General features: G+C 64.3%; 14 protein-coding genes. 11 read left to right on the plus strand and 3 right to left on the minus strand.

The features are described 5' to 3' along the window. The first annotated feature begins 43 nt into the window (after nt 1-43). Genes AC1RP5_RS11990 through AC1RP5_RS12015 form a run of 6 tightly spaced genes read left to right on the plus strand, consistent with a single transcriptional unit; the run spans nt 44 to nt 5,525 of the window. Nucleotides 44-532 carry a MaoC family dehydratase gene (locus AC1RP5_RS11990; RefSeq protein ID WP_493110865.1) on the plus strand — a complete coding sequence of 163 codons (489 nt, stop codon included), beginning with the start codon at nt 44-46 and terminating at the stop codon, nt 530-532. Further along, nucleotides 532-1,692, plus strand: a complete 1,161-nt coding sequence (locus tag AC1RP5_RS11995) for an acyl-CoA dehydrogenase family protein (RefSeq protein ID WP_493110866.1) — start codon at nt 532-534, stop codon at nt 1,690-1,692. Before AC1RP5_RS11990 ends, AC1RP5_RS11995 begins: the two co-directional genes overlap by 1 nt. A gap of 14 nt (nt 1,693-1,706) precedes the next feature. After that, the gene (locus AC1RP5_RS12000) at nt 1,707-2,186 is read left to right on the plus strand and encodes a MaoC family dehydratase (protein WP_493110867.1); all 480 of its coding nucleotides are present in this window, start codon (nt 1,707-1,709) and stop codon (nt 2,184-2,186) included. Beyond that, on the plus strand, nt 2,183-3,409 hold the full coding sequence (locus tag AC1RP5_RS12005) for a CaiB/BaiF CoA transferase family protein (protein WP_493110868.1): 1,227 nt from the start codon (nt 2,183-2,185) through the stop codon (nt 3,407-3,409). Before AC1RP5_RS12000 ends, AC1RP5_RS12005 begins: the two co-directional genes overlap by 4 nt. Nucleotides 3,410-3,419: 10 nt before the next feature. After that, nucleotides 3,420-4,334 (plus strand): HpcH/HpaI aldolase/citrate lyase family protein, encoded by a 915-nt coding sequence (locus AC1RP5_RS12010; protein WP_493110869.1) that lies wholly within the window; start codon nt 3,420-3,422, stop codon nt 4,332-4,334. Nucleotides 4,335-4,343: 9 nt separating this feature from the next. After that, the gene (locus tag AC1RP5_RS12015; RefSeq protein WP_493110870.1) at nt 4,344-5,525 is read left to right on the plus strand and encodes an MFS transporter; all 1,182 of its coding nucleotides are present in this window, start codon (nt 4,344-4,346) and stop codon (nt 5,523-5,525) included. 112 nt (nt 5,526-5,637) lie between these two features. On the opposite strand, the gene AC1RP5_RS12020 is transcribed toward AC1RP5_RS12015, so the two are convergent. Further along, the gene (locus tag AC1RP5_RS12020) at nt 5,638-6,588 is read right to left on the minus strand and encodes a Bug family tripartite tricarboxylate transporter substrate binding protein (protein ID WP_493110871.1); all 951 of its coding nucleotides are present in this window, start codon (nt 6,586-6,588) and stop codon (nt 5,638-5,640) included. A gap of 66 nt (nt 6,589-6,654) precedes the next feature. Here AC1RP5_RS12020 and AC1RP5_RS12025 point away from each other — a divergent pair, with 66 nt between their 5' ends. The 3 genes from AC1RP5_RS12025 to AC1RP5_RS12035 are packed head-to-tail and all read left to right on the plus strand — an operon-like array spanning nt 6,655 to nt 9,906. Beyond that, nucleotides 6,655-8,244: an ABC transporter substrate-binding protein gene (locus AC1RP5_RS12025; protein WP_493110872.1), complete on the plus strand. Its 1,590-nt coding sequence runs from the start codon at nt 6,655-6,657 to the stop codon at nt 8,242-8,244. A 42-nt stretch (nt 8,245-8,286) separates the two neighbouring features. After that, complete coding sequence (locus tag AC1RP5_RS12030; RefSeq protein ID WP_493110873.1) at nt 8,287-8,790, plus strand: VOC family protein; 504 nt, start codon at nt 8,287-8,289, stop codon at nt 8,788-8,790. 18 nt (nt 8,791-8,808) lie between these two features. Continuing rightward, entirely contained in the window at nt 8,809-9,906 is a 1,098-nt protein-coding gene (locus tag AC1RP5_RS12035) for an NHL repeat-containing protein (protein ID WP_493110874.1), read from the plus strand. A gap of 167 nt (nt 9,907-10,073) precedes the next feature. On the opposite strand, the gene AC1RP5_RS12040 is transcribed toward AC1RP5_RS12035, so the two are convergent. Beyond that, on the minus strand, nt 10,074-10,961 hold the full coding sequence (locus AC1RP5_RS12040) for a dienelactone hydrolase family protein (protein WP_493110875.1): 888 nt from the start codon (nt 10,959-10,961) through the stop codon (nt 10,074-10,076). A 21-nt stretch (nt 10,962-10,982) separates the two neighbouring features. Then, nucleotides 10,983-11,723, minus strand: a complete 741-nt coding sequence (locus tag AC1RP5_RS12045) for a dienelactone hydrolase family protein (protein WP_493110876.1) — start codon at nt 11,721-11,723, stop codon at nt 10,983-10,985. Between the two features lie 78 nt (nt 11,724-11,801). Here AC1RP5_RS12045 and AC1RP5_RS12050 point away from each other — a divergent pair, with 78 nt between their 5' ends. Together AC1RP5_RS12050 and AC1RP5_RS12055 are read left to right on the plus strand one after the other, a co-directional pair. Continuing rightward, on the plus strand, nt 11,802-13,016 hold the full coding sequence (locus AC1RP5_RS12050; RefSeq protein WP_493110877.1) for an ABC transporter substrate-binding protein: 1,215 nt from the start codon (nt 11,802-11,804) through the stop codon (nt 13,014-13,016). 15 nt (nt 13,017-13,031) lie between these two features. Next, nucleotides 13,032-14,084 (plus strand): WD40/YVTN/BNR-like repeat-containing protein, encoded by a 1,053-nt coding sequence (locus tag AC1RP5_RS12055; RefSeq protein ID WP_493110878.1) that lies wholly within the window; start codon nt 13,032-13,034, stop codon nt 14,082-14,084.

Genomic DNA, 14,084 nt, shown 5'->3' on the forward strand with positions numbered 1-14,084 from the left:
ACGCCCGAAAGGCTCCTCGAGGCGAGGTGAATTGGGAGAGAGAATGACAGAGGATTTCAGGGCCCGCGCCCGGCTGGTGCCCAAGGGCAACCGCTATGAGGATTTCGAGGTCGGCCGCGTGTTCCGGCACCATTGGGGCCGCACGATCACCGAATCGGAGAGCACGCTCTTCACGACGCTGACGCTGCACTTCAATCCGCACTACTACAACGCGGCCTACGCGCAGGCGCACGGCCATCCCGGCATCGTGGCCAATCCCCTGCTCGTCTTCACGACGGTGTTCGGCCTCACGGTCGAGGATCTCAGCGAAGGCGGCGGGCCGTTCCTCGGCGTCAACGAACTCACCTATCACCAGCCCGTCTATCCGTCCGATTCGCTGCGTGCGGAGTCGGTAGTGCTCGACCGGCGTGTCTCGGATTCCCACAAGGGGTTCGGCATCGTCACGTGGCACAGCAAGGGCTTCAACCAGCGCGAAGAACTCGTGATCGACTTCAAGCGTACCAACCTCGTACGTCTCAGGAATCCCCAATAATGCCTTTCCTCACCGAAGAACGCCGCATGATCCAGGAGCAGGCGCGCGAGTTCACGCTGAACGAAGTGCTGCCCGCCGCCAACAAGCTCGACCCCGAGAAGGGCGACATCCCGATGGAGTTGCGCGAGAAGATGGCCGAGCTCGGCTATTTCGGCATCCTGATCCCCGAGCAGTACGGCGGCTTGGGCCTCGGCTGCTCCGAATACTGCCTCGTTACCGAGGAACTATCGCGCGGCTGGATGAGCGTCGCCTCGATCATCGCGCGCGGCAACCTGCTGATCGGCTCGCATGAGATGAGCGAGGAGCAACGCAGCCGTTACCTGCCGCGCATGGCCAAGGGCGAGTTCCTGGGCGCCTTCTCGATGTCCGAACCCAATGCCGGCTCCGACATCTCCAACATCTCCTGCCGCGCCAAGAAGGACGGCTCGGGCTACCTGATCAGCGGCAACAAGTACTGGTGCACCTTCGCCGACGGCGCCGACTTCATGATCATCATCGCGCGCACGTCGGACGCGCCGGCGGGCAAGCGCCATCTCGGCCTCTCGATGTTCTTCGTCGAAAAGAAGCGCGGCGAGTTGCCCAAGGGCGTCAGCGGCGCGCCGATTCCCAAGATCGGCTATTTCGGCTGGAAGACCTGGGAACTGGCCTTCGACAATTTCCGCGTCGACGAGGCCGACATGATCGGCAAGGAAGGCCACGCCTTCTATTACGCGACGTCGGGCCTCGAGACCGCCCGCGCCCACACCGCCGCCCGCGCCATCGGCCTCGCCCAGGGTGCGCTGGACGATTCGATCCAGTACGCCAACGATCGCAAGCAGTTCGGCCACTCGATCTCGGACTTCCAGGCCATCCGCTTCAAGATCGCCGACATGGCGACCCAGATCGAGGCGGCGCGCCAGCTCATGTATTTCGTGTGCGAGCAGATCGACACCGGCCAGCGCTGCGACAAGGAAGCGTCGATGGTGAAGCTCTTCGCCTCCGAGATGGCCGAGCGCGTCACCAGCGAAGGAATTCAGATCCACGGCGGCGCGGGCTACACGACCCTGCACGCCGTCGAGCGTCACTGGCGCGACGCGCGTCTCACCAAGATCTTCGAGGGCACCTCGGAAATTCAGAAGCGCATCATCTCGGACCGGCTGCTGGGCCGGGGCCGGAACTAGGAAGTGAGGAACTGATGAAAGTCTCCGCACTCACCGGCAAGCACAATTACTTCGAGGACTTTGTCGTCGGCGACGTGATGAAGCATGCCCGCGGCAAGACCGTCGAGCCGATGGAGCAGGTCTGGATCACCAACGTGACCATGAACACAGCCGAGGCCCACTTCAACGAGCACCTCACCCAGTCGATGCCCTACGGCAAGCGCCTGGGTTTCGGCGGCGTCACCATCTCCATGTGCATCGGCCTCGCCGCCGAGGACACGGCGGAGAACGCGCTGATGGAACTCGGCATGGACAAGATTCGCCTGAAGGGCCCGCTCCATCACGGCGACACGCTCTATTGCTACACCGAGGTGCTGGAGAAGACGGACGGCAAGCAGGCCGACGCCGGCATCGTCCGCTTCAAGCACTACGGCGTGAACCAGGACGACAAGCACATCTTCGAGGGTGAGCGCACCGTCCTGATCAAGCGACGCAGTCACTGGGGAGACAAGTGAGCGGCACCGAGGTTCTTGGTGCACTCGATGGCGTGAGGATCGTCGACCTAACGCAGATGCTGGCCGGCCCCTACTGCACGATGCTGCTGGCTGACCAGGGCGCGGAGGTGATCAAGGTCGAACCGCTCGACGGCGATCACACGCGCATCATCGGGCCCTATCACGTCGACGACAAGCTCAAGGCCTTCGGTGGCTACTTCGCCTCGGTGAACCGCAACAAAAAGTCGATCGCCATCGACCTCAAGACGGAAGCCGGCCGCGAGCTCGTCCTGAAGCTCTGCGACAATGCCGATGCGGTCGTCGAGAACTACCGCGGCGGCGTCATGGATCGCCTCGGCCTCAGCTACGAGACCCTGCACGCCCGCAATCCGAAGCTGGTCTACGCCACGATCCGCGGCTTCGGCGACGCGCGCACCGGCAAGAGCCCCTATTCGGACTTCCCGGCCTACGACGTGATCAGCCAGGCGATGGGCGGCATCATGGCCATCACCGGCCCGGACAAGGACACGCCGATGAAGGTCGGCCCGGGGGTCGGCGACATCGTGCCGGCCATCACCTGCGCCTTCGGCATCGTCTCGGCGATCTTCCGCGCCCACAAGACGGGCAAGGGCCAGTTCGTCGACGTCGGCATGGTCGACGCGATCCTCGCGGTCTGCGAGCGCATCATGCACCAACATTCCTATGCGCAGACCCTGCCGCATCCCGAGGGCAACCATCACCCCCTGCTTTGCCCCTTCGGCATGTTCCCCGCGAAGGACGGCTTCGTGACGATCGCGGCGCACGCCGACGCGCACTTTCCGATCCTGTGCCGGCTGATCGACAAGCCCGACTTCGCGACCGATCCCCGGTTCATCACCGTGCAGGATCGCCGCGCCAACCAGGACGTGCTGATTGCCACCGTCTCGGACTTCACCCGCCAGCGCACCAAGCAGGAGCTGCTGGCGCATTTCGGCGGCAAGGTGCCGTTCTCACCCGTCTACAACGTGCGCGACATCGTGGCCGATCCGCACTTCAAGGCGCGCGAGATGCTGCCCTGGGTGCCGCATCCCGGTCTCGACCACGAGGTCCAGATCGCGGGCGTGGCCGTGAAGATGACCGAGACGCCCGGCAAGGTGCGCCATCGCGCGCCGCTGCTGGGCGAACATACCGACGATTATCTGAAGACCATCGGACTCGGCGCGGGCGACATCGCCCGGCTGCGCGCCGACAAGATCGTAGCTTAAGGAGAACAAGATGACCGACCGCCCCAAGCGCGCCCGCCGCGTCCAGCTCTCGACGCCCGGTTCGAGCGAGAAGATGATCCAGAAGGCCTCCGAGTCGAAGGCCGATCACGTCTTTCTCGACCTCGAGGACGCCGTGGCGCCCAGCCAGAAGCGTGACGCCCGCAAGAAGATCATCCAGGGCCTCAAGGAGCTGAACTGGACGGGCAAGACGCGCTGCGTGCGCATCAACGACCTGACGACCGAGTACGCCTACGAGGACATCATCGAGATCGTCGAGGGCGCGGGCGACCATCTCGACACGATCATGATGACCAAGGTGCAGACGGCGGCCGACGTGCTGTTCGCCGACAAGCTGCTGCATCAGATCGAGAAGAAGCTGAAGATGAAGCGCAAGATCGGCCTCGAGGCGCTGATCGAGGAAGTCGAGGGCATGCAGAACGTCGACGAGATCGCCGCCTGCACGCCGCGCCTGGAATGCCTGGTGTTCGGCATGGGCGACTTCTCGGCCTCGATGGGCGTGACGAACCGCAACATCGGCGCCGCCGACGCCTATCCCGGCGACGTCTGGCACTATGCCCGCTTCCGGCTGGTGATGGCCTGCCGCGCCGCCGGCATCGATCCGGTCGACGGCCCGTTCGCCGACTTCAAGAACCCGGACGCCTATCGCGAGGAGTGCAAGCGCTCGATGATCCTGGGCTGCGTCGGCAAGTGGGCGATCCACCCCTCGCAGATCGACCATGCTCTGGAAATCTACTCGCCGAAGCCCGAGGACATCGCCCGCGCCCGCAAGCTCGAAAAGGCCTATGCCGAGGCCGAGGCTGCTGGCCTGGGCGCGATCAACGTCGACGGCATCATGGTCGACGTCGCCTCGATCCGCATCCTGCGCAACACCATCCTCAACAAGGCGGACCTCTACGGCCTGTAGGCCGCCGCCATGAAACGCGTGATCGTCCCGGTGGCCAGCATGCTGGCCATCCAGGTGATGATCTCGCTTTCGGTGATATCGCTCAGCGTGATGATGCCCGAGGTCGCCCGCGACCTCGCGATCGATCCCAAGCTGGTCGGCATCTTCACGGCGATCATCTATGCCGTCGCGGCCAGCATGGCGCTCGCGGCGGCGGCGCCGATCGTGCGGCTGGGCGCCGTCCGGGTTTGCCAGGTCGCCCTGCTCATGGCCGCGATCGGCCTCGCCTTCAACGCCATGGCAGCCGTCGTAGCGACCGTGGCCGCCGTCATCTTCATCGGTGCCGCCCAGGGGCCGATCAACCCCGCCTCGGCGCACGTCCTGTCGCAGCGCGTGCCTCGTGAATATTTCGGCATGGTCTTCTCGCTGAAGCAGACCGGCGTGCCGATCGGCTTCGGGCTGGCGGGCATTATCTTCCCATTCCTGCTGTCAGAAATCGGCTGGCGGGGCGCCAGCCTCGTGGCGGCCGGTGCAGCCCTGCTGGCGGCCCTCATCGTCGAGCCGCTGCGCCCCAGCCTCGATGTGACGGCGACGGCAAGCGGGCCGACCAAGAGTATCTGGACGTCGATCCGCTTCGTCCTGGGGCACGCGCAGCTCCGGGTGCTGGGCTGGTCGGCCTTCATCTACGTCGTGGCCCAGCACACTTTCACGTTCTACCTCGTCACATACCTCTACGAGCATTGCCATCTGTCGATCGCCGAGGCCGGAGCGCTGCTGACGGCCTCGCAGCTCGTGGGCACCGGCGTGCGCCTGTTGAGTGGCGGCGCAGGCGACCGCTTCCCGCGAATGGCGCTGCTGGGATGGACCGGTGTCGGCATGACCGTCGGCTGTGTCGCCATCGGCATGCTGGGCTCCGACACACCCTTCTGGCTGATCACCCTGGTGGTCGTGGGCTATGGCGCGGTCGTCATCAGCTGGAACGGAACATCGCAGGCCGAATTCGCTCACCTCTCGCCGCCGGGCGAGGCCGCGCCCGTCGCGGCGGTACAGACCGCCCTCGCCTTCTCGGGCGCGGTGTTTGGTCCGCCGATCTTCGCGCTGATCGCCTCGATGGTCAGCTACCGAATGGCCTTCTTCGCCGTCGCGGCCTGCGTCCTTGCCGCCGCGATCTGGCAGATCGTTGCCGCCCGCCGGCCGGCCACGAAAATTTAATTTTAGCCCCTCACGTCATCCTGAGCGGAGCGAAGGATTTCACGCTGGATACGGAGTGCCTTGGTCGATCCGTCAGGTCCTTCGCTGCGCTCAGGACGACAGCCAACCCTCTCTAGGGTTCCTTCATTCCGGCGATCGACACGATCTCGGCCCACTTCTTGGTCTCGGTCGCCTGGAAGGCCGCGAGCTCCTCGGGGGAGCCGACGAACGAGACACCGTAGTTTGCCTTTAGCAGGTTGAGATAGGGCGTCGACTTGGCAGCCTGACGCACCAGCGCGTTCAATTTGTCGATGATCGGCTGAGGTGTGCCGGCAGGCGCATACATTGCGGTCCACGCCCACATCTCGAAGCCCGGAACGCCGCTCTCCATCACGGTGGGGAACTGTTCGAGGCCCGGAATGCGCTGCTTGCTGGTGACCGCCAATCCGCGTGCGCGACCGTCGAGGACCGGCGGCAGGCCGACGGTGAAGTCGGAGAAGATGATGTCGATGCGATCGCCCATCAGGTCGGTGATCGCCTGCGGCTGGGTCTTGTAGGGCACGCCCAGAATGTCGGTCTTGGTCATGATGCGGAACAGCTCGGCGCCGCCGCGGCTCGACCCGTTGCCGCTGCCGAAGCTCAGCTTGCCGGGCTGCGCCCTCGCGAGAGCGATGAGTTCCTGGATGTTCTTCGCCGGCAGATCGTTGCGCACCATCACGATCTGCGCGCCCAGCGTGACACCCGCGATCGGCGCAAAACTTTTCACCGGGTCATAGGCGAGCGCCTTGTAGACGTGCGGGTTGATCGCCTGCGTCGTCTGCGTCGTGAAGAAAAGCGTGTAGCCGTCGGGTGCCGCCGCTGCCGCGGACTGGGCCGCGATCTGCCCTTCCGCGCCGGGCTTGTTCTCGATAACGACCGTCTGGCCGGTCTGCACAGCGATGTCCTGGCCGATCGTTCGCGCTGCGATGTCGGTCGCGGTGCCCGCTCCGAATGCTGTGATGATGCGGATCGGCTTGCTCGGATAATCCTGCGCGACGGCAGGAAGAGCGAAGACCATTCCGACAAGCAAACTTAGGATTTTCATGGCTTAAGCCTAACCCTCGCGGACTTGCAGTGGTAGCGTCATGCCAACAATCGGAGGAAACAATTGATGATGCGAGCCCTCGTTGCACCGCTCGTGGCCTGCGCGCTGATCGCCGTTACCGGTGCTGGCGCATTTGCCCAGAAAGCCGGCGGCACGCTGCGCGTCACCCATCGCGACAACCCGCCCAGCGCTTCGATCCATGAGGAAGCGACGATCTCGACCGTCATGCCCTTCATGTCGGTCTACAACAACCTCGTGGTCTTCGATCCCAAGTCCAAGCAGAACGCGCCCGACCACATCGTTCCCGATCTTGCCACTTCGTGGAAGTGGAGCGACGGCGATACCAAGCTCACCTTCCAGCTGCGCGACGGCGTGAAGTGGCATGACGGCAAGCCCTTCACCAGCGCCGACGTGAAGTGCACATGGGACATGCTGATCGCCCCGGAGTCCAAGCTGCGCAAGAATCCGCGCAAGCCCTGGTACTTCAACCTGAAGGAAATCACGGTGAACGGCGACCGCGAGGTCACCTTCCACCTCGGCCGGCCGCAACCTTCGCTGCTCACCATGCTGGCCGGCGCCTTTTCCCCGGTCTATCCGTGCCATGTCTCGACGCAGCAGATGCGCACCAAGCCGATCGGCACGGGCCCGTTCAAGTTCGTCGAGCTGAAGCAGAACGAGGGCATCAAGCTCGCCAAGAACCAGGATTACTGGAAGCCGGGCAGGCCTCATCTCGACGCCATCGAGTTCTCGATCATTCCCAACCGCGCCACCTCGGCGCTGGCCTTCGTCGCCGGCAAGATCGACCTTACCTTCACGGCAGAGATCGCCGCTCCCGCCTTGAAGGATCTGATGCTGCAGGCGCCGTGGGCGGTCTGCGAGATGCTGCCGACCAACACCCAGGCTAACCTGCTGGTCAATCGCGACAAGCCGCCGTTCGACAATCCCCTCATCCGCAAGGCCATGGTGCTATCGCTCGATCGCGATTCCTTCACGCACATCATCGGCCAGGGGACCAACCGGCAGGGCGGCTCGATGCTGCCGCCACCCGAAGGTCTCTGGGGCATGCCGCCCGATTTCCTGGCCACCGTTCCGGGCTATGGCGCCGACCACGAGAAGGCGCGCGCCGAGGGCCGCAAGATCATGAGCGAGCTTGGCTATAGCGCCGAGAAGCCGCTCAAGATCAAGGTTTCCACCCGCAACATCCCGTCCTATCGCGATCAGGCCGTCATCCTGATCGACCATCTGAAGCAGGTGTACATCCAGGGTGAGCTCGAGCCGCTGGATACGTCGGTCTGGTACAATCGCATGGCCCGCAAGGACTTCACCGTCGGCATGAACGTCCAGGGCGTCGGCATCGACGATCCCGACGTGGTCTTCTACGAAACCTTCAGCTGCGGCTCGGAGCGCAACTACACCAACTATTGCAGCCCCGAGATCGAGAAGCTGTTCGAGCAGCAATCGCGTATGATGGACATCCAGGCGCGCAAGAAGCTGGTCTGGGAGATCGACAAGAAGCTACAGGAGGACGGCGCCCGCCCCGTCATCCAGCACGACTGGGGCGCGACCTGCTGGCGGCCCGAGGTCAAGGGCCTGAACCTCGCCGTCAACACGATCTACAACCACTGGCGTTTCGAGGACGTCTGGATCGACCGCTAGGACAGCGCTAGGCTGGGACCCGCGATCTGGTCGGAGGTTTCGATGATCAAGGGTCTGCACCACAACGCTTACCGCTGCCGCGACTCCGAGGAGACGAGGAAGTTCTACGAGGACTTCCTCGGCCTTCCGCTCGTGCACACGCTCAAGATCGAGCAGACCAAGACCGGCCGCACGACCGGCGGCGGCGTGCTGCACACCTTCTACCGGCTCGATGATGGCTCCTGCCTCGCCTTCTTCGAGGCGCCGGACATGCCGTTCGCGTTCAAGGACCAGCACGACTTCGACCTCCACATCGCCCTCGAGGTCGAGCCCGACCATCTCGAACGCATGTTCGCCAGGGGCAAGGCGGATGGCCGCGAGGTGCGCGGCATCTCCGACCATCATTTCATCCGGTCGATCTACTTTCGCGATCCCAACGGCTACGTGATCGAACTCGCGGCCAGGGTGCCGGGACAGGAATCGGCGATGGACCCGGCGCAGAACCGGGCACGCGGCAAGCTGGACGAATGGCAGGCAAGCAAGCCCAAGCCGGCAAGAGCGGCCTGAGAGCCGCAGGAGGAAACGATGAGACTTGTACACTGGGCGCTCGGCGCCCTGATGGCGTTCGCGTTCACTTCATCGGCCGGCGCCCAGACGGTGCCCCAGTTCCAGGTCGATCCGTTTTGGCCGAAGCCTCTGCCCAACAACTGGCTGTTCGGCCAAGTGGCGAGCGTGGCCGTCGATTCGCAGGATCATGTCTGGATCCTGCAGCGCCCCCGCTCCCTCACCGAAGACGAGAAAGGCGCCTCGCTGAAGCCGCCGCGCAATAGCTGCTGCATCCCCGCTCCTTCGGTCATGGAGTTCGACGCCGAGGGCAACTTCATCCAGGGTTGGGGTGGCCCCGCCAACAATCCCTGGGTCGGTCGCGAGCACGGGCTCTATGTCGACCGCAAGGGCTTCGTCTGGCTGAGCGGCAATGCCGACATAGACAGCGCGCTTTTCAAGTACACCAAGGACGGCAAGCTGGTGCTGGCCATCGGCAAGCTCGGCCCCTCCGGCGGCAGCAACGACACGAGCCTGCTCGGCAAGCCGGCCGACATCCAGGTCGATGAAGCGGCCAACGAGGTCTATGTCGCCGACGGCTACGGCAATCGCCGCGTCATCGTGTTCGATGCCGACAGCGGCGCCTACAAGCGCCATTGGGGCGCCTACGGTAACAAGCCGAACGACGACAAGACGCCCAAGTACGATCCGGCGGCGGCCGTGTCACAGCAGTTCGGCAATCCCGTGCACTGCGCCAAGGTGTCGAAGGACGGCATGGTCTATGTCTGCGACCGCACCAACAACCGTATTCAGGTGTTCAAGAAGGACGGCACCTTCGTCACCGAATGGTTCTACGACAAGAGCACGCTTGGCAACGGCGCGGTCTGGGATCTGAACTTCTGGCCGGACGCCAGCCAGACCTATCTGCTGAACATCGACGGCGAGAACAACCTGATGCGCATCCTGAACCGGGCCGACGGCAAGGTCGTCGGCACGGTCGGCCGCTCGGGCCGCTACGCCGGTCAGTTCCACTGGGTGCACACGATCGCCGTCGATTCGAAGGGCAACGTCTATACCGGCGAAGTCGACAACGCGAACCGGGTGCAGAAGTTCAAGCCGACAAACGGCGCGCCGAAGTAGACGCTGGATACAGAAAGCCGTCGTCTCGACCGGAGCACCGAAGGTGCGGAGTGGAGAGACCTTCTCTCCACCAAAAGCTGATAAATGGCGGAGAGAAGATCTCTCCGCTCCGCGCGGAGTTTACCCCGAGGTATTCGAGGGGCGCTCCGGTCGAGATGACAGGAGTGTCAGGCCAGGTTCTTTTTGAAGAACGCGATCGTGCGGTCCCAGGCGATCTTGGCCTGGGCCTCGTTGTAGCGCGGCGTCGAATTGTTGTGAAAGCCGTGCTGCGTGCCGGGATAGATGAACATCTCGTAGGGCACGCCATTGGCCTTCAGTGCCGCCTCGTAGGCCGGCCACATCGCATTGATGCGCTCGTCGCTCTCGGCGTACTGCACCATCAGCGGTGCCTTCATGTTCGGCACCGAGGCGGTCTCCGCCGCCGGACCATAGAACGGCACACCGGCGTTCATCTCCGCGCCGAGGGTCGCCGCCAGGAAGTTGGTCGCGCCGCCGCCCCAGCAAAAGCCGGTGACGCCGAGCTTGCCCGTCGACAGCGCATGGGTCTTCAGGAAGCGCGCGCTGTTCACCATGTCGGTGCGCAGCTTGGCCTGGTCGAGCTTGGCCTGCAGCGTGCGGCCGTCATCGTCGTTGCCGGGATATCCGCCGACCGGGAACAGCCCGTCCGGCGCCAGCGCCAGGAACCCCTCGGTCGCCGCGCGCCGCGCGACATCCTCGATATAGGGATTGAGGCCACGGTTCTCGTGGACCACCAGCACCACCGGGAACGGACCGTTGCCCTTCGGCTGCACCAGATAACCGCGCATCGTGCCCGAGGTGCCGCCCGGCGACGGGTAAGTCACGTAGGTGGCCTTGATGCGGTCGTCGGTGAACGAGATCGTCTGCGCCTGCACGTAGCGCGGCAACAGCGCCTGGGCCATCGCCAGCCCGCCCACCGTCACCGCGGCGGCACGCGCCAGGAAGGTCCGGCGATCCATGCCGCCATGGCAATACTCGTCATAGAGATCGAAGACGCGCTGATCGATCTCCACCTGGGTCAGTGTCTGTCCGTCCATCGAGAAGCCCCTTGTTTATTGTCAGCCGAGGTTCCGACGGTAGAGGGCGATGAGGCGCTCCCAGTGTCGCTCGGCCGCTGGCTTGTCGTAGCACCACCGCTGCGGGAAGGCGAAGCCATGATGCACGGTCGGCTGGATCTCCAGCTCACCCTTCGCGCCAGATTTATCGAACAGGGCCTTGAGTTCCCTGACCATGTCGGGCGGCGCCAGCTCGTCGTGCTCGGCGCAGGAAATGTAGAGCTCGCCCTTGGCCTTGCCGAGCGTCAGGTGCGGACTTTCGACCGCGTCGCTCACCAGCCAGGTGCCGTAGAAAGAGGCCGCCGCCGCGATCCGATCGGGATAGCGCGCGGCTGCTGCCAGTGAATAAGGCCCGCTCATGCAGTAGCCGTGGGTGCCGACTGGCCCCTTCTTCGCTTCCTTCTGCGTATCGGCAAAGGCGATCATCGCCGCCACGTCGTCCATGACCGGCGGGATGGTCATCTTGGTGCGGACCGACCGCATGCGCTTGTGCTCGTCGCTGCCGTGCTTCAGCACGTCCGGCCCGTACTTCGCATCCTTGCCGGCACGGTAATAGAGGTGAGGCAGCATCACGTAGTAGCCGACCGTCGCCAGCCGCCGGGCCATGTCGTAGAGCTCCTCACGGATACCCGGCGCGTCCATCAGCATCAGGACCGGCGGGTACGGACCGCCCCGCTCCGGATGGCAGATGAAGGTTTCCATGGCCCCATCCTTGGTTGGGATGTCCAGAATTTTCTCGATCATCGGGTGTCTCCTCCGGCTTTGCGGCGTGCCAGCAGCTTGCTAGGCTTCGCTCAATAACAAAGCCTAGGGAGAGAAACGATGAGACGTAACCTGTTTGGCACGGCCGCATTCTGCCTTGCGGCCTGGGCCCTGCCCGCTGCCGCCCAGCTTTCCGACAATACGCTCAAGATCGGCGTCGCCACTGACATGTCGAGCCTCTATGCCGACATCAACGGACCGGGCGCCGTGATCGCCGCTCAAATGGCGATCGAGGATTTCGGTGGCACCGTGCTCGGCCAGAAGATCGAGTTCGTGTCCGGCGACATCCAGAACAAGGCGGACGTCGCGGCCTCCACCATCGGTCGCTGGTACGATGCCGAGAAGGTCGACATGGTCATGGGCGCTGGCGCCTCCTCCTCGTCGATCGCGGGCGCCCGCGTCGCCGGCGACAAGAAGAAGATCTTCATCGCACCCGATCCGGCCTCGTCGGACCTGACCGGCAAGCTCTGCAATCCCTATTCGATCCATTGGGTCTACGACACGGCAGCGCTGGCCAACGGCACCGGCTCCGCGGTCGTGAAGGCCGGCGGCAAGACCTGGTTCTTCCTCACCGCCGACTATGCCTTCGGCTATGCGCTGGAGCGCGACGTCTCCGCCGTGGTGAAGGCCGCGGGCGGCACCGTGGTCGGCGGCGTCAAGCACCCGATCAACACCAACGACTTCTCGTCGTTCCTGTTGCAGGCGCAGGGCTCGAAGGCGCAGATCATCGGTCTCGCCAATGCCGGCGGTGACACGATCAACTCGATCAAGCAGGCGTCCGAGTTCGGCATCGTCAAGGGTGGCCAGAAGCTCGCGGGCCTGCTGGTCTTCATCTCCGACATCCATTCGCTGGGTCTCGAGCGCGCGCAAGGCCTGAACCTGACCGAGGCGTTCTACTGGGACCTCAACGACCGGACGCGCGCCTTCGCCAAGCGCTTCGCCGCCCGCTTCAACGGCAAGATGCCGACCAGCGTGCAGGCCGGCTTCTACTCGGCGACGCTTGCCTACCTGAATGCAGTCAAGTCGACCGGCACCGACGATCCCGACAAGGTGATGGCCGCAATGAAGGCCGCCAAGTGGGACGATCCCATCTTCGGCCCGAGCTACATCCGCCAGGACGGCCGCAAGATGCACAACATGTATCTCTTCGAAGTGAAGAAGCCTTCCGAATCGAAGGGCCCGTGGGACTACTACAAGCTGCTCGCGACGATCTCCGGCGAAGAGGCGTTCCGCCCCCTGGCCGACAGCGAGTGCCCGCTGGTGAAGAAGAACTGAGCGAGGAGTTTCGTCATGGCCGAGCAGTCGAACATCTATGTCGGCGTCGCCGGCTACTTCGGAAAACCTGACCACACCGGCCGCGTCGGCATCTTCCGCCGCGGCACCGCAGGCGGCGACTGGCAGCATGTGCTGGGCGCCGTCCAGGCCTTCACCGTCTTCGTCCATCCGCAGAATCCGGAGACGGTTTTCGCCGGCACCAATGACGGTGTGTGGCGCAGCACCGACCGCGGCGCCACCTTCCGCCGGACCGCCTTCCCCGACGCCAAGAAGGAAGTCTGGTCCTTCATGGTCGATTCTCGCGATCCCAATCGTATCTTCGCCGGCGCCTCGCCGATCGACGTCTATCGCAGCGACGATGGTGGCGCCTCGTGGCAGCACTTGCCGACGCCGAAGATCGATACGCATTGCAAGGGCCCCTTCGCGTCACGCGTGATGCGACTGGTCCAGCACCCCAAGCGTCACGACGAGATTTATGCCGCGCTCGAGATCAACGGCGTCATGCGCAGCATCGATCTCGGCCAGACCTGGAGCGACTGCAGCGCGGGCCTCCTGAAGCTTGCCGAGCAGGAGCATCTCAAGAGCAAGATCGTGAGCGACACGACCGCCGAAGGCATGCTCGACGGCCATGCCGTGACCATCAATCCAGCCGATCCGGACGGGCTGTGGCTTGCCGTGCGCATGGGCCTGTTCCGCAGCGGCGACCAGGGCCGGACCTGGAAAGACATGGAAGTCGGCCGTTTCTCGCCCACCACCTACGGCCGCGACATCCGCGTCTCGCCAGTCGAATCCAACACGCTCTATTCCGCCCTCTCCATTGCCGCCGCCAGCAAGGACGGTGGCCTCTATCGCAGCGAGGATGGCGGCGAGAGCTGGAAGCGTTTCGACAAAGTCCAGGTGCACGGCACCATCATGTCGATCGGCCTGCACCCCACCGATGCGGCACAGGTCTATATCGGCGCCCGCTACGATGGCGAAGTCTTCGGCACCCGCGACGCAGGCAAGACCTGGCAGGCCATGCCGCTGCCGGGCGAGGTCCAGCACATCTACTCGCTGGCCTGCGGCTGA

It is taken from the genome of Reyranella sp. GW821-FHT12G01, from assembly GCF_058806575.1.

What these genes read in the sequence shown, in the direction of transcription:
- AC1RP5_RS11990 (WP_493110865.1), top strand. Translation starts at nt 44, where the DNA reads ATGACAGAGGATTTCAGGGCCCGCGCCCGGCTGGTGCCCAAGGGCAAC.
- AC1RP5_RS11995 (WP_493110866.1), top strand. Translation starts at nt 532, where the DNA reads ATGCCTTTCCTCACCGAAGAACGCCGCATGATCCAGGAGCAGGCGCGC.
- AC1RP5_RS12000 (WP_493110867.1), top strand. Translation starts at nt 1,707, where the DNA reads ATGAAAGTCTCCGCACTCACCGGCAAGCACAATTACTTCGAGGACTTT.
- AC1RP5_RS12010 (WP_493110869.1), top strand. Translation starts at nt 3,420, where the DNA reads ATGACCGACCGCCCCAAGCGCGCCCGCCGCGTCCAGCTCTCGACGCCC.
- AC1RP5_RS12015 (WP_493110870.1), top strand. Translation starts at nt 4,344, where the DNA reads ATGAAACGCGTGATCGTCCCGGTGGCCAGCATGCTGGCCATCCAGGTG.
- AC1RP5_RS12020 (WP_493110871.1), bottom strand. Translation starts at nt 6,588, where the DNA reads ATGAAAATCCTAAGTTTGCTTGTCGGAATGGTCTTCGCTCTTCCTGCC.
- AC1RP5_RS12025 (WP_493110872.1), top strand. Translation starts at nt 6,655, where the DNA reads ATGATGCGAGCCCTCGTTGCACCGCTCGTGGCCTGCGCGCTGATCGCC.
- AC1RP5_RS12030 (WP_493110873.1), top strand. Translation starts at nt 8,287, where the DNA reads ATGATCAAGGGTCTGCACCACAACGCTTACCGCTGCCGCGACTCCGAG.
- AC1RP5_RS12035 (WP_493110874.1), top strand. Translation starts at nt 8,809, where the DNA reads ATGAGACTTGTACACTGGGCGCTCGGCGCCCTGATGGCGTTCGCGTTC.
- AC1RP5_RS12040 (WP_493110875.1), bottom strand. Translation starts at nt 10,961, where the DNA reads ATGGACGGACAGACACTGACCCAGGTGGAGATCGATCAGCGCGTCTTC.
- AC1RP5_RS12045 (WP_493110876.1), bottom strand. Translation starts at nt 11,723, where the DNA reads ATGATCGAGAAAATTCTGGACATCCCAACCAAGGATGGGGCCATGGAA.
- AC1RP5_RS12050 (WP_493110877.1), top strand. Translation starts at nt 11,802, where the DNA reads ATGAGACGTAACCTGTTTGGCACGGCCGCATTCTGCCTTGCGGCCTGG.
- AC1RP5_RS12055 (WP_493110878.1), top strand. Translation starts at nt 13,032, where the DNA reads ATGGCCGAGCAGTCGAACATCTATGTCGGCGTCGCCGGCTACTTCGGA.